Raw genomic sequence first — 24511 nt, 5'->3', positions numbered from 1 at the left:
AAGCGGTTCACGCTGTGGCAATCTCAGCACTCGTGATTAGCAGGCAGAGGCCTCGGACATATAGTAAGTTTGGTTGTTAATCACGCATGTCTGCTAGCATTTTCGCAAGCTCATCACGCGCACCGATAAAGCCATCGATACCCTTAGGTAATAAGTCTTGTGTGACCGTATCTTGCTGATAGGCGGCACTGAATTCGTCGTGCGTTAAGCTGACTTTGGTCATGTCGGCCAAATCCATTGACATGCTTGGTGATAGCTGGCGCGTTACTTCAACATCCATCGCTGCCAGCTCATCGATAAGATTGGGCGCGATGGTTAACAGGTCACAACCTGCCAATGCCAATATTTGCTCAGTCGAGCGGAAACTGGCTCCCATCACTTGCGTTTTATAGCCATGCTGCTTGTAATATTGATAAATAAGCTTGACCGATTGCACGCCCATATCGTCTGAAGCGGGAACGTTTAGGCGGTTTTGCTGGCGTTTTTGCCAGTCTAAAATACGCCCAACAAAAGGGGAGATCAGCGTCACGCCAGCATCGGCACAGGCAATCGCTTGATGCTGGCCGAATAATAACGTCAGGTTACAGTGAATACCCTGAGTTTCAAGGTAACGAGCCGCTTCAATACCTTGCCACGTTGCTGCCATCTTAATCAAGACGCGCTCTGAGTCGATACCTGCTTTTTGATAGGCTTCCATAAAGCTTAAGGCTTTATCAATGGTCGCTTGGGTATCATAAGACAAGCGTGCATCGACTTCGGTTGAAACGCGACCTTCAATCAATGCCAGAATATTACAGCCAATTTGAATGGTCAGCTCATCAATCACCGCATCGATATCACCGCGATGGCGACTCATGGTTTCTGACAGCATGGCTTCATTATCCGGATGAATGAGCGCTTTGGTAATGAGGCTGGGATTGGTAGTGGCATCGATGGGTTTTAGGCGCGCAATGGCGGCAAGGTCGCCCGTATCAGCGACAATAGTGGTCATGGTGCGAAGCTGTTGTAATGCGCTCATCAGATATCCTTGGTATGGTCAATTAACGTTGTTATGTTCTTATTTAGCGGTGTTATTTAAATTTGTTGTCCATGATGTTTTTTTATTCATACAGCGGTTTATCATGGTGGTGTTGCTTGGGATTTTGCTTAGCAATAGCGTCTTAGCGGTTTTTTGAACTTAAACCTATTAAGCTTATACGCTGTTAAAACTATGCGCCTTTAATAAGAGCATTTAAACTGTATCATAGATTTAAGCGTCTGTAGCCTGATAGTTTCACAGAGCTTAGTCGTTATAGGGTATAACTGTGCTAAGATTTATAGCAAATTGACCGTTTACGCGCATTTACGAATGGGCACTGTCGATAGTTTTTGCTATAGTAGAGCCGATCCGCTGTTTGGCTCGCGCGAAACATCAAAAGTAAGTAAGCATTTATTATTAAAACAAGCATATTGCACAGACAGTCATCGCTAACAGATAACAGTTATAAACTTTAGTAACAACATTAGAAAAAGGATGGGCGGTAATGAGTGAGCAGTCACCAGAGCAAAATGTAGACAAGATAAACCAAACCCCTGCAAGCGTCAGCGAGGCTGCAACTGATAAAGCGTTTTTAAACACATTGCGCCAAAGTATTGATGCGGTAGACTGCGAAATTCAGACGCTGATTAACAATCGCGCCAAACTGGCTCAGCAGGTGGCGACCGTGAAGAAAAACCACGTTGCCAATAGTCCTGATGCTGAAAAGACCAATCCTATTTTTTATCGTCCTGAGCGTGAAGCGCAAGTCTTAAAAGCGGTAATGGAGCGTAATACTGGACCTATTGCCGATGAAAAAATGGCACGCTTATTCCGTGAAATCATGTCGGTCTGCCTCGACTTAGAAGCGCCGCAACGTATTGCTTTCTTAGGCCCTGTTGGTACTTTTACCCATGCTGCAGCATTAAAGCACTTTGGTAAAGCTGCTGATACTGTGCCACTAAATACCATTACTGACGTCTTTCGCGAAGTCGAAGCGGGCACGGCGATGTATGGTGTGGTACCAGTTGAAAACTCATCAGAGGGCGTGGTTAACCATACCTTAGATGGTTTCTTATCTTCTACGTTAAAGATAATCGGTGAAGTTGAGTTGCCTATTCACCAGAATTTCTTGGTTGCTGAACATACCAAGATAGATGGCTTAAGCCGTATCTACTCGCATCAGCAATCATTGGCGCAGTGCCGTCATTGGCTTGATGTTAATTATCCAAATGTCGAGCGCGTGGCAGTATCAAGTAATGGCGAAGCAGCCCGTCGCCTCAAAAACGAGTGGCATTCAGCGGCGATTGCCGGTGATGTGGCTGCTGCAGAGTACGATTTACATAAGCTTTACTCAAACATCGAAGACAATCCAAGCAATACCACGCGTTTCCTAATTATCGGTCACGAGGCGATAGCGCCATCAGGACACGATAAAACCTCAATTATGGTTTCAGCGCATGATAAAGCGGGCGCCCTGATCGAAATCTTAAAGCCTTTGTCTTATCATGGCGTGTCGATGACCAGTATCGAGACCCGCCCTGAACGTCCGAATAAATGGGCTTACGTGTTCTTTATCGATATGGATGGACACATTGAAGACGCAAATGTGAGTGCAGCGATTGCTGATATCCGACCATTGGTCAAAGATTTGCGTATTCTAGGTTCTTATCCAAAAGCCGTGCTATAAAGCTGGCTTAGTTAAAGTATTTATCAAACCGCTAGCAATGCTTAATAAGCAGATATTACTAAACAGGTATTAACCAGCAGCAAATGCGTTATCACCTTTAAGGATAAATCATGCAGTCATCTCATTCGACAGAGTCAAATTTATCACCGCTAATGCCTGCTTATGACAGTATTTTAGAGCTGGCGCCTTATCAAACGGGAAAGCCGGTTGAGGAGTTGACGCGTGAATATGGCGTCTCAGACGTGGTAAAGCTTGCCAGTAATGAGAATCCGCTGGGCTGCTCACCGCACGTTACGCTCGCGATTACCGAGCAATTGGGCGAATTGGCACGTTACCCTGATGGCAATGGTTATTATCTCAAGCAAGCGCTTGCTGATGTCAATGATGTCAGTGTCGAGCAAATTACCTTGGGTAATGGTTCTAGCGATTTACTATATATTCTAGCGAGTAGTTTTGCTGGTAGTGACGATGCCATCATTTATAGCCAATACGCTTTTATCATTTATCCGATGCTGGCCAAAATGCAAGGAGCGACAGGCATAGAAGTACCTGCTAGTCGCTTTGGTCATGATTTAAAGGCGATGAGTCAGGCGGTAGCGGACAATCCTAATACCAAGATGGTGTTTATCGCCAATCCTAATAACCCAACCGGCACCCAGCTTGCGCATGAAGAGCTAAGTGCGTTTGTCGCTAGTGTACCAAGCTCGGTATTGGTCGTGTTAGATGAAGCTTATATCGAATATAGCCCTGAGAGTAACAATAGGGCGCTGCTCGATGAATTTGATAACGTGATTATTGTACGTACTTTTTCCAAAGCTTATGGACTGGCGGGTTTACGTGTTGGTTATGCGCTTAGCTCAGTGCCGGTCGCAGATTTACTCAATCGCATTCGTCAGCCATTTAATGTCAGTAGGGTGGCACTCGCCGCTGCCGCCGCCGCGCTTGCTGACCAAGATTTTATTGAAAAATCGAGGCTCAATAACCAAGAGCAAATGCGCTGGTTAGAGAAGCAGTTTGACGCATTAGGGTTAGGGTTTATCAAGTCGCATGCCAACTTTATTATGGTTGAAATAGAAGTTGAGATGGAGGATATAACCGCTGCTTCTATTCATCAAGCATTGCTAGAGCAGGGCGTGATAGTCCGTCCACTAGAGAGTTATGGCTTGCCTAACTGGCTACGTATCACGGTAGGGGTTGCAGAAGATAATATGCGCCTGATTGATACCCTACGTTCAATCTTGACTGATGACTGATGACTGATGACTGATAAAAACTCAGCTATCTGTCGTTTAATAAGCAACTGATTCAATTAATTATTCAATTTTATGACGCTAATATCAGCTTGCTTTACGCTTACTGATGTTGGTTTGTTGAAAGAGAAACGCCGTGAGTCGCCAGAAAAATAATATTAGCAATATCCATAGTCAGCCGCCGTTATTTAAGCAAGTTTGTGTCATTGGTCTCGGGCTTATTGGTGCAAGTCTTGCCCAAGCCATCAAAGACAATGGTTTAAGTGAGCGCTTGGTGGCGGTTGATAGACATGCGCCAAGCATCGACGAAGCCATTCAGCAAGGTTTGCTAGATGCGGGTAGTGCCGTCTTAAGTGAAGTGGTATCAGGCAGTGACCTAATTGTCATCGCCGTGCCAGTGCAAGCGGTAGAGGCCGTATTTTTTGATATCAAAACCGCGATGGATAACGGACAGCTTGCTACTGATTGCATGATAACCGACGTCTGTAGTACCAAGGTTAATATCATTGAGGCGGCAAAAACGGTCTTTACCTCATTACCAACGGGCTTTGTACCCGCGCATCCGATTGCTGGTGCTGAAAATTCAGGGTATCATGCCAGGCGCGCCACTTTATTTGTCAATCATAGCGTCATTATCTGCGAGCTACCAACGACCAATGATAACGCCATTGCTAAGCTACGGCAGTTATGGGAAGCGGTAGGTGCGACTGTCATGCCGATGGCGGCTGATCATCATGATGCGATATTGGCGCATACCAGTCATTTACCGCATTTGCTCGCGTTTAATTTGGTTGAGCAGCTGGCAAGTCACGATGATAATTTAGATATGTTTCGTTATGCAGCAGGTGGTTTTCGAGATTTTAGCCGCATTGCTGCCAGCGACCCTAAAATGTGGCATGATATATTTTTTGCCAATCAAAGCGCCATTGTGAGCGCCCTTGATGAGTATGGCGTTTATCTACAGACCATGCGCCAGCTTATTATTGATAAAGATTCAACCGCCCTGATGGGACTTTTGGGCCGCGCGCAAGCCGCACGGCGACATTTTGGCCATATGTTAGCCAGCACCCCTTATACGGATACTTCTGCCATGTCAGCTTCTTATAATATTACTCCTAGCAACACCGTTTCTGGCACCATTACCATTCCTGGTGATAAGTCGATCTCGCATCGCAGTATTATGCTTGGTAGCCTTGCGACAGGTGTCACCAACGTTACTGGATTTTTGGAAGGTGAAGATGCGCTTGCCACCTTACAGGCGTTTCGTGATATGGGTGTGAGCATTGAAGGCCCTGATAATGGAAAGTTAACCATCCATGGCGTTGGTATGAATGGTTTAAAGCCAAGCAAGACACCTCTGTATATGGGTAACTCAGGCACCAGTATGCGTCTGCTAGCGGGTATCTTAGCTGCACAGTCATTTGATAGTGTATTGACCGGTGATACTAGTTTAAACAAGCGCCCGATGGAACGTGTGGCCGCGCCGTTACGTGAGATGGGTGCGGTCATTCAAAGTACCGGTCATAATGGTACTGCGCCACTGAGTATCACTGGTCGATCGACTGTCGGTAAGCCTCTCCAAGGTATGGAATATGATATGCCAGTCGCGTCTGCACAGGTCAAGTCTTGCTTATTGCTGGCTGGACTTTGGGCAAAAGGTACTACGACCGTTATTCAACCGGAAGTCAGCCGTGACCATACCGAGCGTATGCTATCAGCCTTTGGTTATCCTGTGACGGTTGATGGCAATCGTGTTAGTGTCGAAGGTGGCGGCACGCTCACAGGTGGTGATATTGCTGTGCCTGCTGATATCTCATCGGCGGCATTCTTTATGGTCGCTGCGGCTATCAGTCAGGGTAGCGAGTTGACGCTAACGCAAGTCGGTATCAATCCGACGCGTACCGGTATCATCGATATCTTAAAACTGATGCAAGCTGATATTAGCTTAAGTAATGAGACCCATGTCGGCGGCGAACCAGTCGCTGATATCACTATTCGTAGCTCAAGATTGGTCGGTATCGAAATTCCAGAATATTTAGTACCTTTAGCAATTGATGAATTCCCAGTATTGTTCATTGCTGCTAGCTGCGCCCAAGGTCGCACGGTGTTGACCGGTGCAAAAGAATTGCGCGTGAAAGAGTCGGATCGTATTGCTGTCATGGCAGATGGTCTACAAACGCTAGGCATTGATTGTACGGTGACTGAAGACGGGCTGATTATTGAAGGCAAGGGCAGTAATGCTGATGTTAATGAAGTGAATAACAGCCAGCCAGTCTTTGGCGGCGGACATATCATCTCGCATCATGATCATCGTATTGCCATGAGCTTTGCGGTTGCAAGCTTACGTGCTTCTAAGCAAATTACCATTGAAGGTGTTGAAACCGTCAATACCAGTTTCCCAGGATTTGCTGAGCTTGCCAATCAAATTGGTATGTCTATCAAGGTCGATAATGGGGCGGCTTAATGCCATGTTAATATAATAAGCCTTATTATTTGCTTTTAAAGTATAGGTTTTTGAATTTTGGTTTTTAAAGTACTGGTCTTTAAATTATAGAATCTTAAAGTGCTGTCTTTCGGGATTCAATAAAATCTAAAAGGTTACTTATAAACCTTAATGTAAAAGTCGTTTTAAAGTTATTTTTTAACGTTGTTGTCGTGAGCAATGTGTTGATACTTAAATAGTATTAACGCATTGCTTTTTACTTTCTACCCTATATGTAGTAACCCTGCGCTCTTACCGCTAAGTTTTCATCATTGATAAACATTAGGTGAGGTCGCGCTTTGCTCTAATTTAAGTTGTCTTGCCTTATGACTACTCAAAATGTTGTCAAAAAACCAGTCGTTCCCATTAAAACCACACGAAGTGGTATCGTCACTGCGCTGATTGCTTTTTGTATATGGGGCGCATTTCCGTTATATTTTAAACAATTAGCCGCTTATAACGCGACAGAAATCATCGGTCATCGTATTGTTTGGACGTTTGCCTGTTTGCTCATCGTCGTGGTCGTGACCAAGCGCTGGCAGTGGATAGATACTTTAAAGCAAAATCCAAAGTGGATAGGATTGACTTTTTTGTCAGGTATTATTATCGCCACCAACTGGCTCACTTACGTATGGGCGGTCAACCACGATCAAATCCTTGAGGCGAGCTTAGGATATTTTATCGGGCCATTAGTTGGGGTGGCGCTATCGATGATTTTATTCAAAGAGCGTCTGCGTACCCTGCAATGGGTCGCGATTGGGTTTGCGCTATTGTCTGTCGTTATTCAAGTGGTGATGCTCGGTAGCTTGCCATGGTTATCACTTATTCTTGCTTTTAGCTTTAGTACTTATGGCACGATTCAGCGCCAAACGCCATTGACCGCGGTCGATGCGATGTTTGTTGAAACTACGATGCTGGTACCTATCTTTATTTGGTGGTTTTGGCAAGCGGATGTGGTCAGTAGCCAGCTGAGCTTTTGGTTTACGCCAAACATCTGGTTATTGATGCTGGCAGGTCCGATTACGCTGATACCCTTATTACTATTTAATAGATCGACTAAACTGGTTGCTTATAGTATTTTAAGCTTTATGAATTATCTGACGCCGACCTTTATTTTCTTCTTGGCGGTGTTTTATTATAAAGAGCCTTTTGATCTAAACCGTTTAGCCGTCTTTGGTTTGATTTGGCTCGGGCTGTTATTATTCAGCATTGACTTGTGGCGTCATCGTCCTAGTAAAGCGTTAAAAGCCGAGCGCTTGCGCGAAGAAGCGTTGCAGCAAAGTAAGTAAAAAAACAAAGTAAATAAAATTTTGGGCTAAAGACTTAAATTAAAAAGCTCAGTTGAAAATTAATAAATAAGGATGAGTGCATGTTTCATACCGAATCTGATGTGGTATTTGTCAAAGGCTTAACAGTAGAAGCAGTCATCGGTGTTTATGCATGGGAGCGCGCTATTACGCAGCCGCTCCTAATTGATATAGCGCTTGAAACAGATATCAGTAAAGCTGCTGTTTCAGACGATGTCCATGATGCGCTCAATTACAAAGCAGTCTGTGATGATGTCAGCGAATGGTGCCAAGCAATTAAAGCACAGTTACTTGAGCATTTGGCTGGGCAAATTGCTGATAAGCTGCTCGAAAAATACACCTGCCATAAAATAACGTTAAGCGTTGCCAAGCCGACCGCTATTCAGCAGGCTGATGCGGTTGGGGTGCAAATCACCCGTTATGCCAAAGCCGGTGCTGACAAGCCAACTGCAAGCAAAGGCGATGATGCGTAAGATGCATAAAAATCTGGCTAATTTGAATCTTGATGACTTAAAAAAGTGTGTGCCTGAACAGCTGCAAACGCATTCTGTGACGGCGGTGCTATTGGCTTTGGGTAGTAACTATCAAGCAGAAAAATACTTATCGCTCATTCGAGAGAAATTAGCCGTTTTAGGCGAGATACAGCTATCAACGGCGTTTCAAAACCCTGATTTTACGGCGACACCTGAGCTACCAAAACCTGATTATACCAATCAGTGTGTTTATCTAACCCTTACATCTGCCATGACCTTGCAACAGTTGCAGCAGACCTTTAAAAAATTTGAAAGTGATTGCGGTAGACAGCGTTCCTCTGAGTCAATAAAAAATCCTATGAAAATAGTCACCATGGATATCGATATTTTACTAATAAAATTAGATGATAAACAAAATAGCCTAAGCAAAGAATGGATAATAATGGCGGATAGATATCCATTTAAGGCCCATGAAAGAGCAGGGATTGAAGAGTTAGTTTTAAATGGTTATTCAAAAGGTTAAGAAGGGTTTATTAAAGGATAATGTTTTTCTTCAAGTGCCTCAAAATAAAAGCTGGGCAAAATGCCCAGCTTTTATCAAATTTACATGGTTCAGCGCAAAAATTATTATTGCGCCGTCAAACCACCATCAATGATAAATTCTGAACCTGTTGAGTAGCTTGAATCATCTGACGCTAAGAATAGCACCATACCGCTGACTTCTTCGGGCTGCGCCACACGTCTCATTGGAATGGTTTTGGCAAAAGCTTCAACTGCATCTTTGGTATCGCCTTGCATAATCATTGGTGTGGCAATGACGCCTGGGTGAATGGAGTTCACGCGAATGCCGTGAGGGGCGCACTCTAATGCTGCCGCTTTGGTCATACCGCGTACCGCAAATTTAGAATCGGTATAACCGATAGCGCCGCCAACTAAGCCATTAATCGATGAGATATTGATGATAGAGCCTTGTTTGGCTGCTTTCATCGTTGGAATAACCGCTTTCATGCCTAAAAAGACCGACACTTGGTTAATCTCTAGAATCTTGCGGTAGTCTTCTACCGAGGTATCTAAGATAGATTTGTGCGTCGTGATACCTGCATTATTGACTAAGACATCGATTTGACCAAATTTTTCTTGGGTTGCTTTAACGACTTGTGCCCAATCATCTTCATTGGTGACATCATGTTTGATAAAGAGGGTGTTATCACCAAGCTCTTTTGCCAAGGCTTCGCCTTTATCAGAATTAATATCGGTCAGTACCACTTTAGCACCTTCTTCCATACATAAACGCGCATGAGTTTCGCCCATCCCTTGAGCCGCGCCTGTGATAATGATAACTTTGTCTTGTAAACGAGCCATGAGATTTCCTATTTTTATTTATGGATAATGAAAAGTATAAGTCATGATGGCTTAATATTCATTAGTGGATATGAAACCATAAGCGAATATGCGATATTTTTAGACAATAATTTTGAATTTAGCCTGTAAATCATACCTTTAAATAGTGAGTTTGAGAAAACGATGTATAAAGTGATATTGGATTTTTGTTTTAAAGAGGTCGGTAGCCAACAGTTTTTTGAGAAAGACGTAGATTTTGATAAGTTATTAATCGAGCGATACAGTGAATTGCTCGAGCAAGCAGCGGCGTCAGAGTTATATGAATGGCGATGTAGTATTGAGGGTAGGTTGGCTGAAATTATTGTATTAGACCAGTTTTCGCGAAATATTTACCGCGATACGCCAGCGGCCTTTGCTCAAGATAGTATGGCATTGGCGCTCGCTCAAGAAGCGGTTACTGCTGGCGCATTAGAAATACTTGAAACTGTAGAGGCGCGTAAGTTTGTACTTATGCCGTATATGCACAGTGAGTCAAAACTGATTCATCAACGAGCAGTCACTCTGTTTGAGCAATATACCAATGCGCAAACCATAGAGGCTGAGATGAAACATAAAGTCATTATCGATCGATTTGGTCGTTATCCGCATCGTAATGACATTTTAGGACGGGTTTCAAGTGGCGAAGAAATAGAGTTTTTGACGCAGCCTGACTCGTCATTCTTATAAATATTATCTGTTTAATAGCTAATAGATAAAACGCTATTTATCAATTGGTTAACATAAAAAAAGAGGCTGTTTGGCCTCTTTTTATTTAGTATCTAATTATTTAGTATCTAAGATAGCTAGCAGCTTACTTCTGCTCAGTGCCGGCTGCATCTATATCAGACCGGCCAATCACATCTAAATCCTCTAAGCACAGCTTGTCGTATTCCTTTTTGCAAAAATTAGGATCGATTTTGCACATCGCGCTTTGCAATTGATCTAGGCGGTTTTCTGATTGCTGGATATGTTCAAGCATTTTTGCAAAGGCTTCTGCGACAGGGTCTTGAGAGAAAGGGTCAATACCGTAGGCTTGAAAGGTCGTGGTTCGTTTGGTATTCGATACTGTGTTTTTTACTTTGTCTTTGTCAGTACTGCCAGCTTGCGCGACTTTTTCTTGCTGTTTGGCATCTTGGACTTTGGTCGCAATGGGGTTGCCTTTTTCATCGTGATTGTCTGAGATCATACGTGCCGCGCTACCGACCATCGTCGCACCTGCTGGCACAGGTTTGACCACCACCGCATTTGAGCCGATTTTAGCGTTTTTACCGACGGTAAATGGCCCTAATACTTTGGCACCCGCACCGACTGTCACGCCATCTTCTAGCGTTGGATGGCGTTTGCCATTATTCCACGAAACGCCGCCAAGGGTAACGCCATGATAAAGAGTGACATCATTACCAATCTCTGCCGTTTCGCCAATCACAACCCCGACGCCGTGGTCAATAAAAAAGCGCCTACCGATTTTGGCAGCAGGATGAATCTCGATACCCGTGACAATGCGTGAGCCATAAGAAATAACGCGCGCCGCCAGTTTTTGTTCATGATTCCAAAGATAATGGGCGCCACGATGTAAGACAAGCGCATGGATGCCAGGATAGGTCAGGATGACTTCCAGACTATTCCGTGCCGCTGGGTCACGGTTGAATACCGCATCGATGTCTTCTTTTAGGTCTTTTTTGATGCTGGCAAGCGATTTGAACAATTTGGCTGGCAATGACATAAGGCGTCCTATCGTATTTTTGATAACAATCTTTTTAGTTATAGCAGTTTAACAGTACAAAATATAGGGATGAGTGATAAATTAAAACAGAGTATGCATAGATAAAACGCCAAGCTGTGGCGATTTGTCTACAAACAATCCTATGTGACTATATATGCTAATTAATTATCACTCGTCACATATTTTAGTAGCTCGACAACCTGTTCAGGCGTTTGCGCCCATGCCATGGCTGCCGCATCAACTTCTTTTAGCGGATGAATAATATCTTCAGCATGTAAGGTGATATAAGGCTTGCCCAAAGCGGCGCAGTAGCCGGCGTCAAATGCGGCGTTCCATTGTTTGTATTTATTGCCAAAGCGAATAATAGCAATGTCACATTTTTGTATCATATTTTTAGTACGAATCGCATTAACCTTTGATGACTGATGGTCACGCCAGAATCCATTGTCATTTTCACCCAACACATCACCAGCCGCGTCGCTGGCTTCATGGTCAGTCACGGCTGAGGTAAAGGTAATAGCAAGGCCATGCTCTTTCGCGCCTTGCATGATTTTTTGCCGCCAGTCGCTGTGTATTTCTCCAGATAAATAAACCGTCCAATTCATTGTTCACTCCTTTTTATTATTAAATTCACTATTAAATCATAGCACTTACAAAACAGTAGAACTTACAAAATAGCAGTACTTACAAAACAGTAGAACTTGCAGAACAGTAAATCTACTGTTGGCAACGCCAAAAGATCAACGCCCTAAACATTGCGCATTAGACGCTTTAATCTTTTGCAAGCTTAGCAATTAAAGCGCTTAATAGCTGATATTCTTTTTGATCAAGCTGTAAGCGTGAGCCCAGTCGTGATAGGCGCGACGGTAAAGACTTTAGGTTTTCACTATCGGCCAGTCCACGCTGAACCATCAATTCAGTCGTGCGCTGAGTCAGCTGCTGTAATTGCTGTTGGCTAATGGCGGGTTCATCCCATTGTTGCCGTAGATGAACGTCTAATGTTGGCTGAACCGCTGCATTTTTATCATTATCTAGGCTGTTATTAGTCATTTGAGCATGGGTCTGCGTATAAGCAAAGATAAAGCTGGCAATGACTTGGACGGCTGAAGCAACATTAAGTACGGGGTACGCTGGATTGGCATCAATTTGAATATGATAATCAGCGTAAGCCAATTCTTCATTGGTCAATCCGCGGTCTTCACGCCCAAATAAGACAGCAATATTTGGCTTATTTGTAGATTGAGTATTTTCACTCAATTTAATGCTTTCATTATTATCAGCTACATCGAGAGCAGTTTGCTTATCGATAAAATCAAACATGATTTTGGCAGCTTGCGTTGGCGTCACCACAGGGCGCGGTAAATGACGGCTACGACTGCTGGCTGCAAATACGAGCTGGCAATCCGCTATCGCCGATTCTAACGTCGGCGCTATAGTCGCTGATGATAACAACTCGCTACCACCGGCGGCATGAGAAACACTGGTTTCATCAATGGGCAGCTTAGGGTCAATGACAGTCAAACGCGATAAACCCATGGTATGCATAGCACGAGCTGCTGAGCCTATATTGGCAGGCAACGTGGTATTGACCATGACGATTTGCACACAAGATAAATAGTCGCTTACCGTATGATTGACGGTTGCGGCTGCTAAGATTGAGGAAGAATCGTGATTCATTACAACCCCAGTCTTTGGTTTATTTCTTGCTCAACACGTTGCAACGCTACTGCAACCGCTTCAATAAGTTCCGCTTTGTCGCTGATAAGGCGCTCGCGGCAAGCCTCTTGCAACTGCCCACTAAGATGCATCAATTGGGTTGCGCCCAAATTGGCACTAGCGCCTTTTAGCGCATGAGCAATTTCATAGCCATTGGCGTTGTCATCTTTTTGCTGCGCGCTTCTTAAGTCAGCGATGCGCTGCTGACTGTCGGTAAAATACACTTGTATCAAGTCAACAAAGTCTTCTTCCAACAAGTCACGCATGTCATCAAACTGCTCGTCATTGATAATTTCATTAAGTTGAGCATTCATATTATTATTTGGGTTTTCAGTCATGATCATGTGTCCAATAAAGTAAAAGTTACAGCAATTAAGTTAACTAACAATCAGGTTAACTATAATGAAAATGCAAATTGTCTTCGCTAACCATGCTTTTTAATTGCTGTAAGTTATCATCGTTAGGATAGACGCGCCAATGCTCAGATAGTCCTACATTGGCAATGCCGTATTCTTCATAAATGCTCAACCCAAGCGGTAGGCAGTTATCATTAATAGAGGCGTCGGTATTGCTAAGGGCATTATTGGCATAGCCATTGCTATTTTGATGTAGCGCATCTTGATGCATATCATTTTCTAGCGCCAATAAATCATTGCCATCTTCATCATATAGGCTGCCACCCATCGATGGGTCATAAGCACCGTTATCGCCACCATTATTGCCTTGCTCGTCCTGCTCATCGTTATAAGATAAGCGCGGCGCTGGTATGATGTCTGCTTGGGCAGATTTTAGCAGCGGCTGCATACGTGTCAGCAGGTTAATATCACTGCCATGGACTTTGATGCTGATTTTTTTCAGCCAACGCAAGCGCGCATCAACCATGCTCATGGCATTATCAAGACGGGCAAACAGGCGACCGTCACGCTCACGAATACTGCCTTTAATGATGACCACTTCATCTATTTTTAACTGCTCTTTTACGCGGTTAAAGCGCTCGGCATAACAGCTGACCTCTAAGCGTGACGTGCCATCGTCTAAGGTAATGACGTTACGCGTACCAAAATTGGCAATATCAATAATCAAACCGGCAAAGTAGCAGCTGCCGTTATAGCCGGTATCTGTCAGCTTATCAAGACGGGCGCCTGAGGTATAACGTTTGAGCTCCTCACGGTATTCATCGATAGGATGTCCGGTTAAATAGAGACCTAACGTGTTTTTCTCCGCTTTTAGGCGGTGCTTATCACCCCAAATCAGCTCCGGCGTCATAACGAGTGGCGGCGCAGCAACGACACCGTCCATTTCACCAAATAAGTCCATCATACCGATTTCACGGTTTTGACGGTCTTGTTCCGCCGCTTGTACGGCGCTTGGCAACTGACTCATCAGCGCACCGCGAATCTCGTACGCTTCATCGGCTGGTAAGTCTGGACGTAAGGTTGCTGCAAAGTCATCAAAACAGCCAGCACTGACCAAGGCTTCAAGCGTGCGTTTATTGACCTTTTTAATATCAACGCGGCGGCAAAAGTCGTATAAGTCTTTAAACGGGCCATCCGTGCGGCGTGCATCAACGATAGATTCGACGGCACCTTCACCAACGCCTTTAATTGCACCCAAGCCATAAATAATATTGGTCGGCGTATCGGCGACGAAATGCCATTCACTACGATTTACCGATGGATTAACGACGGTCAACTCAAAGTTTTCACGGCAGTCATTGATAAAGAAAACCACGTTATCAGTGTTGTTCATATCAGAGGTCAGTACCGCTGCCATAAATTCGGCAGGGTAGTACTGTTTTAGATAAGCCGTCTGATAAGCTAAGACACCATATGCAGCAGAATGCGAGCGGTTAAAGCCATAACCGGCAAATTTCTCCATCAAATCAAAGACGCCGCCCGAGGTAACTTCATCAATACCTTGCGCCGTAGCACCTGTGACAAAAATATCGCGCTGTTTGGCCATTTCTTCAGGTTTCTTTTTACCCATGGCGCGGCGTAGCATATCCGCGCCGCCCAAGCTATAGCCGGCCATAACCTGCGAGATTTGCATCACTTGTTCTTGATAGACAATAACGCCGTTGGTATTTTCTAAAATCGGCTCAAGGTTTGGATGGTCATAAATGACTTCCTCGCGACCATGTTTACGGTCGATATACATCTCTACCATGCCTGCATCGAGCGGACCCGGACGATAGAGCGCACACATGGCGATGACGTCTTCGATATTGGTCGGTTGTAATTTCGCCAGATACTTTTTCATACCCATACTTTCTAGCTGAAAGACGGCAGTGGTCTTAGCATCTTGCAGGAGCTTATAGGCTTTTTTATCATCTAACGGCAAATCTTCTAATACAAGCGGGTCTTTGCCTTCTTTGGCGCGGCGCAGGTTGATGTTTTCCACAGCAGCGTTAATGACCGTTAAGTTACGCAGACCCAAAAAGTCAAACTTTACCAGCCCAACGGCTTCGACATCATCTTTATCAAACTGGCTGACACGGTGGCCATCGTCATCACAATAGATGGCGCTAAAATCGGTGATTTTATGCGGAGCGATGAGTACGCCACCGGCATGTTTACCGACGTTTCGACACACACCTTCCAGCTTAATCGCCATCTCCCAAATCTCAATGGCATCTTCATAATCCATATTATCCGGATTGGAGATTAAGTCTTTAAGCTGCGGCTCTTGCTCCAGTGCCTGACTGAGCGTGATACCCGGAGTTTTTGGGATAAGCTTGGATAATTTGCTGGCAAGGAAGTACGATTTACTCTGTACCCGCGCCACATCTCGTACCACCGCTTTTGCCGCCATGGTACCAAAGGTAATAATCTGCGACACCGCTTCACGGCCATAAGTTTGCGCCACATAATCAATGACGCGGTCACGACCTTCAATACAAAAGTCAATATCGAAATCGGGCATTGAGACACGCTCAGGGTTTAAGAAGCGCTCAAAGAGTAAGTCGTAATGAATGGGGTCGAGGTCAGTAATATTTAGCGCATAAGCGACGAGCGAGCCAGCACCAGAACCACGACCTGGGCCTACCGGCACGCCATTGGCTTTTGCCCAGCGGATAAAGTCCATCACAATTAAGAAGTAACCGGGGAAGCCCATCGATAAGATAACTTCGAGCTCGTATTCTAAGCGCTCATCATACTTTTGGCGAAAGTCGCTCCAGTTGTCAGTACGTGCTTCAATCGGAAATAGCTTGTCCAGTCGATGATTAAGACCGCGTATTGATTCGGCGCGGAAAAATGATTCAATCGTTTCGCCTTCAGGTACGGGGAATTCAGGTAGGACGTTAATGCCGAGCGTCAAAGTCACATTACAGCGGGTCGCTAAGCGCAAGGTATTGTCAATTACCTGTGGAATATCGGCAAATAGTTGTGCCATCTGTGCTTGGGTTTTAAGATATTGCTCATCTGAATACAGTCGTGGACGATTGGGGTCAGCAAGTACATACGAGCCTGCAATACAGACGCGCGCCTCGTGGGCATCAAAATCATCTTGCTCTAAAAAGCGCACATCATTATGGGCAATAATAGGAATGCGATGCTTGGCACCTGAGTGAATAGCCGCTTTAATAAAAGCATCTTCACCTGAGCGGTTGGTGCGCTTGATAGCAAAATACAAGCGATCATCGAACTGCGCTTGCCATTCGGTCAGCAGCTCGTCAGCTTTTTCTGGCATGGAGCTGACCAGTGCTTGCCCGACATCAGATTTTTCAGTAAATAAAACAATAACACCAGCCGCGTGTTCTAAAACATGGCGACGCTCAACGACGGGCACACCATGATTGGCAACATCGGCGCGACCTTCGGTAAAGCCAAGCGATACAATGCGGGTGATGTTTTGATAACCTTCATTGTCCATCGCCAGCAAAACCAAGCGCGTGTCTTCATTATCCATAATGATTTCACTGCCGATGATTGGCTTAATACCCGCACCTAAGCAGGCACGATAAAACTTCACCGTGGCATAAAGGTTGGATAAATCGGTCAACGCCAGCGCGCTTTGATTGTCTGCTGCCGCCGCTTTGATAAGCGGCTTTATACGCACGATAGAATCGGTGATTGAATATTCGCTGTGGATGCCAAGGTGTACAAATGCCATAGAGGACTCTTACGGATGCGATCAAAAAGGGTGTGGTGCTAAGAGAAAAGGTTAGAAGACATGGCACATTGCAAGCTCATTTACAAAGCTTTAGCAATATTGATGCGGCGACAAGCGATTAATCGCTTGGTTTAAGTCTTCTAATCTTAACGGATAATAATAGCATTCTTTACCCATAACAGCCACTGATTCAGCGCCTAACAGCGAGGTGACAGACATTGAGAATAGGTCTGCTTAGCAATAAACTATTGTGCTCAAAACTATTATGCTTAAAGATATGTCGGTAGGTTTTTCTTAATCGATAAGCTTTTCATAAGCTGTCTATATAAAGCGGGTAAGTTGATAGGGTTCTGGGTCGATAGCGTGCGCTTCATCAAAATAGTATGCTGCGATTATTTGTGCGCTAACAACCGCTTGTGTCAACCCTAAGTGCTGATGGCCAAAATTTAAAAATACCCGCTCAATATTATCGATAACTGGTAAGGAATCTGATGTCGATGGTCGAAAGCCCATCCATGGCACACTATCAGCCGAATTTAATGGCGTTTTTAACATGGGCTGTGCGTGTTGTAAGAGTATGTGCGCCCGCTGCATATTAGCAGGGGCATCAAGTCCCGCATATTCCACTGTGCCCGCCAAGCGCAGCCCTTCTTGCATCGGTGTCATCACAAAGCGCCGATCTAGACTGGTTACGGGCATCTGTAAGCGTGCGCTTTCATGAGGTAACATTAAATGATAACCGCGCTCAGTATCTAGCGGAACCGTGACGCCTGTTAGCTGTTTAGCCAAGGTTTTAGAATGCGCGCCTGCTGCTAACATCACTTTAGAAGCTACGATATCACCTTGGTTGGTCGTTAAATGAATGCCATCGATATTGGTATTCGCTTCAAGGACGCGGCAATGCTCGATAATGTGACCGCCTAATTGTCTAAAGGTGCTACTAAGCTGGTCGATGACCGCTGTTAAGTTGGTGATATGGCCTGTGTTTGGGAAAAATAACGCCGCTAATTGGTTATCTTGTAAGGCGGGTTCATATTCTAAGAGGCGCTCTTTTGTCAATAACTCATTAGCTACGCCGACATCATTAAGGCGTTTACCATGGGTCTTTAGAGAGTCTAAGCTACTGACTTTTTCGACTGTTAATAACGCGCCTTTCACTTGTATCCAATCATCTAACTGCCACTGATGGGCAAAGTCTAACCATGCTGGTAGGCAATTATTATTTAAGCTTAATAACGCTTGATTAATACGGGCAAATGGCTCAGGGCGCATATTCATCAGCAGCTGAATGGCCCAAGGCGTCAAGCGTGGCAGATAGCGCCAATCTATGCGCAGTGGACCTGTTGGATTCAATAACATGGCTGGAATATGACGCAGCATACTGGCATCAGCAATCGGAAACACATGCTCTGGGGCGATATGTCCTGCGTTACCAAATGACGCGCCTTTTCCGACTTCATTGGCCTCTAGTAGGGCGACCTTTGCCCCTCGTGCTTGCAAGGTTACAGCCGTTACCAGTCCAATAATACCGCCGCCAATAATATGTAAGTCGAAATTTGGGGTGCTCATAAAGGTTCTCGATGAATCTCTCGACTGAGATGACTGTTATTGAAACATCGCCGAACGGCGGCTATGGCTAGCATAGTGCCGTCAGCTAATGGTTCAAGTAATTTATAAAGGTGGTACTCATTTTATAAAGATGGTACTTATTTTATAAAGATGGTACTCATTCAGTTTCGCCAAACGCATTTAGCCCTTTTGCCAAATAGCATTTAGTATTGCAAATAGTATTGCAAATAGTATTGCAAAGCTAAATCAATAACCCACCACCGCAGCATCGACGATACGCGGGTCAGAAGCACCATAGACGCCATTTGGGGTAATCATAATCGACTGGGTTGAGCCCATGGCTGCTTGTGGATTGACCTTATGTCCCATTGACTCGAGCTTTTTAATCGTATCGATATTTAGCGCTTTTTCGATACGAATCTCATCGGGTAGCCACTGGTCATGAATGCGCGGCGCGTGTGTGGCTTCAGCGATATTCATATCGTGGTCAATGACGTTTGAGATGACTTGCGTGACGGTAGTGATAATGCGACTACCACCCGGGCTACCTGTGACGATATAAGGTTTGCTGTCTTTAAATACCAGCGTTGGGCTCATCGAAGACAGCGGGCGTTTATTGGCCTCGACCGCATTGGCATCGCCGCCGATTAAGCCATAACCATTGGGCACGCCGGGTTTCGCAGAAAAATCGTCCATTTCATTATTGAGTAGGATGCCCGTACCTTCAGCGACAAGCCCAGTGCCATAAGAGAAATTCAGCGTATAAGTATTGGCTACGGCATTGCCGTCTTTATCGACGATAGAGAAGTGCGTGGTTTGGTCGCTCTCGTATGGTAGTGGGTTATTGGCTTTAATGGTTGCCGCTGGCGTGGCTTTATTGGGATTGATTAACGTACGTAGTTTATCGGCATAAGGCTGTGAGGTTAAACCGCTGGCAGGCACATCAATAAAGTCAGCATCTCCTAAATATTCTGCGCGATCGGCATACGCTAATTGCATGGCCTCGCTCATCAAATGAATGGTTTGCGCGCTGTTTTGACCGTAGTCTTTTAGCGGATAGCCTTCCAAGATATTTAAAATCTGCACGATATGAATGCCACCAGAGGACGGCGGCGGCATGGATACAATCTCATAACCACGATAATCGCCTTTGACCGGCACGCGAGCAATCGCCTTGTAATTGGCTAAGTCTTGCAAGCTCATATTACCGCCTGCTTCATTGACTGCTTTGACCAGTTTACGCGCGGTTTCGCCTTTATAAAATCCATCAGCACCTTTTGCCGCAATCAGTTTAAGGGACTTTGCCAGCTCTGGCTGTTTTAAACGCTCACCCGGCTGATAGGCACTGCCGTCTGGTTTAAAAAATATCTTTTTGGTACTTGGCCACTTTTGTAGACGGTCACTTAACGCTTCTAGCGATTCGGACAAGCCTGCGGTGACGGTTATGCCATCTTCAGCCAGTGCAATCGCTGGTGCCATGACTTGCCCGCGACTCATGGTGCCATGATCTTCCAATGCTTTGAGTAAGCCTGCTACGGTGCCCGGCACGCCAACCGCCAAGCCATGATAACGGGATAAATCACTAACGGCATTGCCATCGCGATCAAGATACATATCACGCACGGCGCTACTGGGCGCTTTTTCGCGATAATCGAGCGCCACCGTTTTGCCTTGCTTGGCATCATAGACCATCATAAAACCGCCACCGCCGATGTTGCCCGCACGCGGCAACGTTACGGCTAACGCAAAGCCAACGGCGACAGCGGCATCAACGGCATTACCGCCATCTTTTAAAATCTTTAAGCCAATATCAGAAGCCAGCGCTTCTTGGGTGGCGACCATGCCGTTCTTTGCCCAAACAGGGTGATGAATGGCGTCAGCTGAGTAGATAGCTTGATCGGTTTTGGCTGTCTTGCCATTAATGGTGGCTGTGCCTGTTGTGCCTGTGGCGGTAGTGGGCGCTAGGGCAGAGGATTTCGACTTTGTAACGCGCTGAGTTTCGGACAATACAGTCGGATTATCAGCCATAATCGCTAAATTAATCGCACTGGTGTTAATCGAGGTTGGATTGACGGTATTTTTTGCGGTCGTAGGTTTTGTTTCTGCGGCGTGAGCAGAGACCGTTAGCAATAGCGTGCTAGTGATAATCAGCGCAGCAGATTTTAGTTTTTTATGGGTGAGCGTTTGGGTGCTATGAGAATGAGAAAACAAAGTTGACATCGCAAAGTCCTTTTTACGAGGGTGAGAAAAATTCAGCTAAAAAGAGAGGTGAATCAATAAGCTTAAATAGTAACGAATATTGCCAGTAGTAGAAAGGGCTTTACTATTTTTGTTTTCAGATAAAGAAGCCCGTTATAAGGTAGTTAAGCTTTGGAAATTTGAAATATAAAAAAAGAGCCAAAAAAAAGCGCACCGGCTAACCGATGCGCTTTTTTATAATCTACTTTTTTAAATACTCATCTTCTCATTAAAGAGTATTGGTCAATTACATGCCTTGTTGATGCTGCTTACCATGCATCTGACGGTTTTTTGAACCATGATGACCTTTTGCTTTTCTTTCTGATTTTAATTGCGCCATTTTTTGACGTTGTTCAGGCGTTAGTACTTGCGAGATAGCATGCTCAGTTTGCACGCGTTCAATAAAGCGCTGCTTGGTCTTTGCCGCTTGTTGATCGGCTAGGCGGTTAACTGCTGCGGCATCTAAAGTTTTGGCATTGGTCAATGCTTGCATTTGTTGTTGCATTTGCGCGCGTTCTGCTTGATATTTGCTACGATCTTTTTTGTTGCCACTATATTTTTCTTGCATAATAGCTTTGATTTGTGCCTGCTGCGTCGCTGTCAAATCCAACTGCGACATAGGGCCTCTCATGCCACCTTTATGCATGCCATCTTTCATGCCAGCTTTATGCTGCTTTTGCATGTTGGTCGTTGTTGGCGTTGCTGACGTCGTATCGGTGGTGGCATTGACACTGGTACAGCCCGTAACCGTTAAGACGCTAGATATCGCGAGTACTGAGCCTATCAATAATTTTTTCATTATCATTACCTTAAATTATGGTGCAAACGTTAATTATTACGAAAAGAGGTTTTTTATCTGATAAGTAATGAGTATCAAGTGTCCCGGATAGCCACTATGAATCATTATTTGCCATCAGTATTTGTTGCTGATAGCCGCTATCATACGACAGCTAGAAGTTGCGAACATTTATGAAATATTAAGAAAGGTAACGTTTGTGGCGCATTGATGGGCGCTTGCCTGATAATATCAGCCATACTATGGCATGCTTAGAATCATTTGACTGAGCGGCGAGAAGGTAGATAAGAGTGGAGGATAACGATGCCAAACATTTTATTGGGTGACGATGATGAAGAGTTGACCCAACTGCTGCAAGAGTATTTGCATAATCATGGTATTCGCTGTGACTGTGTTCATGATGGCGAGGCGGTCATCGAATGCTTAAAATCAGCCATGCATGATAGTGCGCCTTATGATTTATTGGTGCTCGATATTATGATGCCAAAGATAGATGGGCTCAGTGTCCTGCGTCAGCTGCCAGCGATTAGCGATATTCCCGTCATTATGTTGACGGCAAAAGGTGAGGAGATTGATCGCATTATTGGCCTAGAGCTTGGCGCGGATGACTATATTACTAAGCCTTGTAACCCACGTGAGCTGCTGGCACGTATTAATGCGGTGATTAAACGTAGCCGTATTACCGCATCGGGTGCAGCCACCTCAGAACATACCCCTTTGCCAGAGAGTCGCCTGCATTTGGACCAAAATCAGCGTATCTGTCAAATAGATGGCATTGAGCTACAAGTCACTGGTACAGAGTTTGATTTATTATTGGCGCTCCTCAAGCAAAAAGGCGAGGTGGTCAGTAAAGCATGGTTATCACAAAATGTCTTGCAGCGTGAACTGCAGCCGTTTGATCGCAGCCTTGATGTGCATGTGTCGCGCCTACGTAAAAAACTTCAGCCTTTTCACGATGAGTCTATCAAGGCGATTCGTGGTAAAGGCTATCAGTTGGTACTGTAATGACGGACGCATCGATGCCTACTTCTACATTTAAGCCAAGAATTACGCTATTTTGGCGACTATTTCTCAGTCTGTTATTGACAGTGCTTATCACCTCTATCATCTCTGTCATGGTAGAACGCTGGCTCAATGGCAAAGAGTTAAGCGCTCGAATGGATGTACAAATTGACAGTCTTTTACTCAAGCGGCAAGAAGTGGTTGCGGCGCTACAAGCTGGTGATTTATTGGCAGTCAGGCAGCTGTACCGGCAAGACCGTCGATTGATGAGTCAAATCAGGATTTATGATGAGCAGGGCGCTATTATTTTTCCGCGTTATCGTTATAGAGAAGAGCGTCAAACAAACGGGCAGGAAGTAGAGCCTGACTTGCCATCGCATGCTATGTCTGACAATCGTAGAGCGCATAATGATAAAAATGACAGCGCCTATCAAAAGCCTTCTTTCATTAATGAAATACTGCATCCAGCGATGCCCAATAGAGAAGTGATTTTTGACCCTAATAATCGCCCCGAACTGGCAGATTTATCCGTAAATTTGCCGGACGGGCAAACGGCCATCATACAATTGCGCCCGCATTTGCGTTTTGCTGATGTCTTGGCGCTGCAACGCGGTAATGTTACCGTGCGTTTACTGCTGATTATCCTCTTTAGTACTTTGGTCTGCTTTTGGCTCAGTCGTACGCTGACTCGGCGCATCGGTCAGGTGCAACATACAGTGCACCGTATGATTGATGGCGATTATCAATCCAATACCCATTTATCAGAATTAGGCTCTGATGAGCTAGGTTTATTGGCAAAAGATGTGGCCCAATTATCAACCCGATTGGCGGAGAGTGAGCTTGCGCGCAAGCAGATGTTAAGTGATATCTCGCATGAGCTGCGTTCGCCACTGGCGCGCCTTGATGTGGCTACTGAGCTGACGCGTGACTTTGCGCCCGATGCCAGCCGTTACCTTGACCGTATCGATAAGGAATCGGCACGTATGAATGAGCTGATTGAGCAAATCATTCATATTCAATCTCTGCAAATGCAGCAATATACCATCGATAATTTGGAAAATGATGCCGTAGACATAGTTGAAATCATCACTGAGATTGGTAAAGACGTCTGTTTTGAGTTTCAGCATAAAAACGTGTACTGGCAATGGACGCCGCCCGATGTTTTATCATCGTCATCATCTGATGCGTCTTTGACTGTGCTTGGCAATCAAGAACAGTTGCATAGCGCCCTTGAAAACATCATTCGTAATGCTTTTATGCACACTCCTGCAGGTTCAACTGTCACGGCTGAAGTCACAAAAACACCGTTAGATAATAAAAGAGATGCTATTCAAATTAGCATCACAGATGAGGGTGGCGGGGTAGCGGAAAAAGATGTAGAGCGTATTTTTCAGCCTTTTGTACGCCTTGATAGTGCGCGCCACAGGGAAACGGGCGGCTACGGATTGGGCTTGGCCATCGTTCATGCGGTCGTCATCGCCCATAAAGGTCAAATCACGGCTTATAATCGTCAAGACGGCAAAATGGGGTTAGTAATAAAAATAACGCTGCCTGCGAAATAAAAAAACCTAAATAATAACGTATTTACTTAACTTATATTCACTTTTACGAATATAAGGGATAAGCGGTATTAAATCCCCGACGAGCGGCATTGTTACTCTCTGTATATTCGTTAATAATAATATACAGAGAGTAATAATGATTTTACAAAACAAGACGTACTGTTTGTTAAGTGTTGACACGAGTAACAATCCCCC

19 protein-coding genes are annotated in these 24511 nt (G+C 44.8%); 9 read left to right on the top strand and 10 right to left on the bottom strand.

The window, feature by feature from the left end; all coding sequences use genetic code 11:
• Positions 1 to 76 precede the first annotated feature (76 nt).
• Positions 77 to 1018: a transaldolase gene (locus JMX50_RS03935; protein WP_201628516.1), complete on the bottom strand. Its 942-nt coding sequence runs from the start codon at positions 1016 to 1018 to the stop codon at positions 77 to 79.
• Positions 1019 to 1523: 505 nt separating this feature from the next.
• Here JMX50_RS03935 and pheA point away from each other — a divergent pair.
• The 6 genes from pheA to JMX50_RS03905 all read left to right on the top strand — a co-directional run bounded on the left by pheA (position 1524) and on the right by JMX50_RS03905 (position 8740).
• A complete protein-coding gene (pheA, locus tag JMX50_RS03930; RefSeq protein ID WP_201563403.1) occupies positions 1524 to 2705 on the top strand; it encodes a prephenate dehydratase in 1182 nt (393 codons plus the stop codon).
• Positions 2706 to 2815: 110 nt separating this feature from the next.
• Positions 2816 to 3958 (top strand): histidinol-phosphate transaminase, encoded by a 1143-nt coding sequence (hisC, locus tag JMX50_RS03925; RefSeq protein ID WP_201628515.1) that lies wholly within the window; start codon positions 2816 to 2818, stop codon positions 3956 to 3958.
• A gap of 133 nt (positions 3959 to 4091) precedes the next feature.
• Positions 4092 to 6419, top strand: coding sequence for a bifunctional prephenate dehydrogenase/3-phosphoshikimate 1-carboxyvinyltransferase (locus tag JMX50_RS03920; RefSeq protein WP_227670900.1), 2328 nt, complete (start codon positions 4092 to 4094; stop codon positions 6417 to 6419).
• A 344-nt stretch (positions 6420 to 6763) separates the two neighbouring features.
• On the top strand, positions 6764 to 7726 hold the full coding sequence (rarD, locus tag JMX50_RS03915; RefSeq protein WP_201563399.1) for an EamA family transporter RarD: 963 nt from the start codon (positions 6764 to 6766) through the stop codon (positions 7724 to 7726).
• A gap of 80 nt (positions 7727 to 7806) precedes the next feature.
• Positions 7807 to 8217 carry a dihydroneopterin aldolase gene (gene folB, locus JMX50_RS03910; RefSeq protein WP_201628514.1) on the top strand — a complete coding sequence of 137 codons (411 nt, stop codon included), beginning with the start codon at positions 7807 to 7809 and terminating at the stop codon, positions 8215 to 8217.
• Entirely contained in the window at positions 8165 to 8740 is a 576-nt protein-coding gene (locus JMX50_RS03905; protein WP_227670899.1) for a 2-amino-4-hydroxy-6-hydroxymethyldihydropteridine diphosphokinase, read from the top strand. The genes folB and JMX50_RS03905 overlap by 53 nt, the downstream gene beginning before the upstream one ends.
• A gap of 104 nt (positions 8741 to 8844) precedes the next feature.
• Here JMX50_RS03905 and JMX50_RS03900 read toward each other — a convergent pair whose 3' ends face one another.
• Positions 8845 to 9579, bottom strand: a complete 735-nt coding sequence (locus JMX50_RS03900; protein WP_201628513.1) for a glucose 1-dehydrogenase — start codon at positions 9577 to 9579, stop codon at positions 8845 to 8847.
• 162 nt (positions 9580 to 9741) lie between these two features.
• Between JMX50_RS03900 and JMX50_RS03895 the strand changes: the two genes are divergently transcribed.
• Positions 9742 to 10284 carry a DUF924 family protein gene (locus JMX50_RS03895; RefSeq protein ID WP_201628512.1) on the top strand — a complete coding sequence of 181 codons (543 nt, stop codon included), beginning with the start codon at positions 9742 to 9744 and terminating at the stop codon, positions 10282 to 10284.
• 124 nt (positions 10285 to 10408) lie between these two features.
• Here the strand turns inward: JMX50_RS03895 and cysE are convergent, their stop codons facing one another.
• The 8 genes from cysE to JMX50_RS03855 form a co-directional block, all read right to left on the bottom strand.
• Positions 10409 to 11320 (bottom strand): serine O-acetyltransferase, encoded by a 912-nt coding sequence (gene cysE, locus JMX50_RS03890; RefSeq protein WP_201628511.1) that lies wholly within the window; start codon positions 11318 to 11320, stop codon positions 10409 to 10411.
• Positions 11321 to 11481: 161 nt separating this feature from the next.
• Positions 11482 to 11925 (bottom strand): YtoQ family protein, encoded by a 444-nt coding sequence (locus JMX50_RS03885; RefSeq protein WP_201628510.1) that lies wholly within the window; start codon positions 11923 to 11925, stop codon positions 11482 to 11484.
• Between the two features lie 166 nt (positions 11926 to 12091).
• Positions 12092 to 12997 carry an RNA methyltransferase gene (locus JMX50_RS03880; protein WP_201628509.1) on the bottom strand — a complete coding sequence of 302 codons (906 nt, stop codon included), beginning with the start codon at positions 12995 to 12997 and terminating at the stop codon, positions 12092 to 12094.
• Positions 12997 to 13374 (bottom strand): Hpt domain-containing protein, encoded by a 378-nt coding sequence (locus tag JMX50_RS03875; RefSeq protein ID WP_201618576.1) that lies wholly within the window; start codon positions 13372 to 13374, stop codon positions 12997 to 12999. Before JMX50_RS03875 ends, JMX50_RS03880 begins: the two co-directional genes overlap by 1 nt.
• 55 nt (positions 13375 to 13429) lie before the next feature.
• Positions 13430 to 17149, bottom strand: a complete 3720-nt coding sequence (gene dnaE / locus JMX50_RS03870) for a DNA polymerase III subunit alpha (RefSeq protein ID WP_201628508.1) — start codon at positions 17147 to 17149, stop codon at positions 13430 to 13432.
• A 321-nt stretch (positions 17150 to 17470) separates the two neighbouring features.
• Positions 17471 to 18718, bottom strand: coding sequence for an NAD(P)/FAD-dependent oxidoreductase (locus JMX50_RS03865; RefSeq protein ID WP_201628507.1), 1248 nt, complete (start codon positions 18716 to 18718; stop codon positions 17471 to 17473).
• Between the two features lie 246 nt (positions 18719 to 18964).
• The gene (gene ggt, locus JMX50_RS03860) at positions 18965 to 20938 is read right to left on the bottom strand and encodes a gamma-glutamyltransferase (RefSeq protein ID WP_201628506.1); all 1974 of its coding nucleotides are present in this window, start codon (positions 20936 to 20938) and stop codon (positions 18965 to 18967) included.
• 265 nt (positions 20939 to 21203) lie between these two features.
• Positions 21204 to 21755 carry a Spy/CpxP family protein refolding chaperone gene (locus tag JMX50_RS03855; RefSeq protein ID WP_201628505.1) on the bottom strand — a complete coding sequence of 184 codons (552 nt, stop codon included), beginning with the start codon at positions 21753 to 21755 and terminating at the stop codon, positions 21204 to 21206.
• A gap of 300 nt (positions 21756 to 22055) precedes the next feature.
• On the opposite strand from JMX50_RS03855, the gene JMX50_RS03850 reads away from it, so the two are divergent.
• Together JMX50_RS03850 and JMX50_RS03845 are read left to right on the top strand one after the other, a co-directional pair.
• Complete coding sequence (locus JMX50_RS03850) at positions 22056 to 22757, top strand: response regulator transcription factor (RefSeq protein WP_201628504.1); 702 nt, start codon at positions 22056 to 22058, stop codon at positions 22755 to 22757.
• 14 nt (positions 22758 to 22771) lie between these two features.
• Positions 22772 to 24316 carry a sensor histidine kinase gene (locus JMX50_RS03845; protein WP_227670898.1) on the top strand — a complete coding sequence of 515 codons (1545 nt, stop codon included), beginning with the start codon at positions 22772 to 22774 and terminating at the stop codon, positions 24314 to 24316.
• Positions 24317 to 24511: the final 195 nt, after the last annotated feature.

It is taken from the genome of Psychrobacter maritimus, assembly GCF_904846345.1.
Classification (GTDB): domain Bacteria; phylum Pseudomonadota; class Gammaproteobacteria; order Pseudomonadales; family Moraxellaceae; genus Psychrobacter; species Psychrobacter maritimus.
The sequence above is the reverse complement of the archived record's forward strand: the minus strand, read 5'-3'. Positions and strand labels throughout refer to the sequence as shown.